The organism is Polyangium spumosum, from assembly GCF_009649845.1.
GTDB classification, from domain to species: Bacteria; Myxococcota_A; Polyangia; order Polyangiales; family Polyangiaceae; genus Polyangium; species Polyangium spumosum.
The window spans coordinates 33,410-35,473 of record NZ_WJIE01000033.1 but is presented as its reverse complement, the minus strand read 5'-3'; the positions used below and the strand labels follow the sequence as shown (position 1 = coordinate 35,473).

Genomic DNA, 2,064 nt, shown 5'->3' with positions numbered 1-2,064 from the left:
ACTACCTCCGAAGAAAGATCGCCGAAGCAGAAGCCCGCGCCACGCCGCCGAGCTGACATCCCACCCCCACTGCACCAGAGCTCGCGCGAAAACGTCGCGTCGCTGCAGGACAGTGTGCGCGTAGATAACCTGTCGCCTGGTGCGTTGCTCGAGCCGGCAGAAAGGCTGAAGCTGAAGATCCAAGGTTAGGTGAATGCACGCAGATCGCAAGCGTGTAGTCCCCAATCCACTGTGAGGAGTGCAAATATGGCAAGCGAACCTGGAACCATCGAAACCGAGCTTGTACTTGCGAGCGATGGCGCGATCTACCTCCACTTCGAGGAGGAGCCGCCCGCGGGGCGGCGCGTGTTCACCGGATACGCGCTCACCGCCGAGGAACGCGCGCAGCACGGCACGCAGGGCTTGCTCCGCTGGGCCTGCCTCCAGCTCCTCGCGCTCGGAAGCGATGGCTGCGTGTACGTCCAAGAGGGGACGCTCGATCCCGAAGGGCGCAAAGAGTTCAGGGGTTACGCCCTGACCGCCGAGGAAGCCGAACGCGTTGTCCAGGAGATCCACCGAACGGCGTTCAACGTCACCATAGCGACGCGCGTGAAGTGATGGTTAAAGTGGACCGAGGAGCCATGTCCAAGAACGCGCTGGATGATTGCGGACGATGGCAGCGTCGTGCCGCCGAGCTGAATTTCGTGTTTGCGACGGATGGGCGAATTTACATGCGTGGTCGCCCGAAGCGGGGCCGTCGTTGGTTCACCGGGCTGGCGCTCACGCGAAGAGAGCTCGCACGGCTCGATTATCGGCCCATTCTTGCTTGGGCAATCAGGGGAAACCTTGCGTTCGGCAGCGATGGCCGTGTTTACGTGTGGTGGAGCACGATAGCAAGTACCCACGAGGGACGAGACCTGTTCGAAGGGTACGAATTGACGCATGAGGACGAGCGCCATCCAACGATCCGCACGATGGCGATCGAGGTCGAGCTCAATACCAAACGCTTGGTGGAACGCTGGACGAGGGAAAAAGCCCGACGACCGTCGAAGCGGCGCGGCGTCGGGGGTGGGCGCCGGAGCTCCCCGAGGAAGTCATGATGTACGGCCACCTTCTCCGCAGGCTCCTCGAAGTGCTCGACGGCTGGTCCCAGGGTGTGCTCGCAGGAGCCGCTACGAATCCAGGACGAAAACTGGCGCATGCCATCGCGGTCGCGGACGTACTCTCGACGCTGATCCCTCTCGTGCGGCCCGAGCTGAAGTCGACGCCGGGAGCCCCGCCGGATCCTCCCGAGGTCGTCCTATCGAGGGTCCTCATCGTGCTCGAAGGGTGGTCCCTCGGGGTGCTCGCTTTGGCGGGTGACAAGCACACGAAAACCAGGCGCGAGCGCATCGTGGCGGTCGCGGACGTGGTACAGGTGCTCGTCGGGCTCGTGCAGCCCGAGGTGGTCGCGATGGCGAGGAAGTCTACCGAGCCCTGACCAGGCCGCGTCCAACTTACTTCCGCCCCCAGCCTGGCTTCAACCGAATGCGGCATTATGCCGAGGGCGAGACGTAGACTTTACTTCGGGGGCTCGTGCGTCGTGCGCGCTTCGAGGTCTTTCCGAACCTTCCGGCGGTCGCCCTTCGGCACCTTGCGAGCGAGATCCGCGATACGATTTACCTCGTCGTCCGCCGGGAAAGTCATGACGCAAAACGGGGGTACGTCGAGCGCGCGTGCGATGCGCTCGACGGTCTCGATGGTGATCGCCGCCAGGCCCTGCTCGATGCTCGACAGGTGGCCTTTCGAGATCGCGGAAGCTTCGGCAAGGTCCTGCAAGGACAGGCCGCGCTCTTTTCGTAGCTCGCGGAGACGAGCGCCAACCTTCAGGCAGAATGGTTTTGCTTCGGTTCGTCGGGGCACGGGTTCCTCCTACTCGCGCGTGAGTGGTCCGAGGTCCCTACCACAGGTTCCTCCCGGAGACAAACCCTGCGGACAAACAAAAGAGAGGTCGTGGGGCCCAGCCGGGGTGGGCGCCCCCACGCGGCCCCCCACCCCCGGCGGCGGGGGCCGGCAGAGAACAGGCAAAAACAAGACCCCCGAGCA

General features: G+C 64.0%; 5 protein-coding genes. 4 read left to right on the top strand and 1 reads right to left on the bottom strand.

The features are described 5' to 3' along the window. From GF068_RS44660 to GF068_RS42250, 4 genes are all read left to right on the top strand, one after another. Positions 1 to 189, top strand: a 189-nt coding sequence (locus GF068_RS44660; protein WP_206079672.1) for a hypothetical protein, incomplete at its 5' end; no start/stop codon positions are given. A gap of 57 nt (positions 190 to 246) precedes the next feature. Further along, positions 247 to 597 (top strand): hypothetical protein, encoded by a 351-nt coding sequence (locus tag GF068_RS42260; RefSeq protein WP_153825254.1) that lies wholly within the window; start codon positions 247 to 249, stop codon positions 595 to 597. A gap of 23 nt (positions 598 to 620) precedes the next feature. Beyond that, the gene (locus GF068_RS42255; RefSeq protein WP_153825253.1) at positions 621 to 1,079 is read left to right on the top strand and encodes a hypothetical protein; all 459 of its coding nucleotides are present in this window, start codon (positions 621 to 623) and stop codon (positions 1,077 to 1,079) included. Then, positions 1,076 to 1,459, top strand: coding sequence for a hypothetical protein (locus tag GF068_RS42250; protein ID WP_153825252.1), 384 nt, complete (start codon positions 1,076 to 1,078; stop codon positions 1,457 to 1,459). The genes GF068_RS42255 and GF068_RS42250 overlap by 4 nt, the downstream gene beginning before the upstream one ends. An 80-nt stretch (positions 1,460 to 1,539) precedes the next feature. Here the strand turns inward: GF068_RS42250 and GF068_RS42245 are convergent, their stop codons facing one another. Further along, positions 1,540 to 1,881, bottom strand: a complete 342-nt coding sequence (locus tag GF068_RS42245; RefSeq protein ID WP_153825251.1) for a helix-turn-helix domain-containing protein — start codon at positions 1,879 to 1,881, stop codon at positions 1,540 to 1,542. Between the last annotated feature and the right edge of the window lie 183 nt (positions 1,882 to 2,064).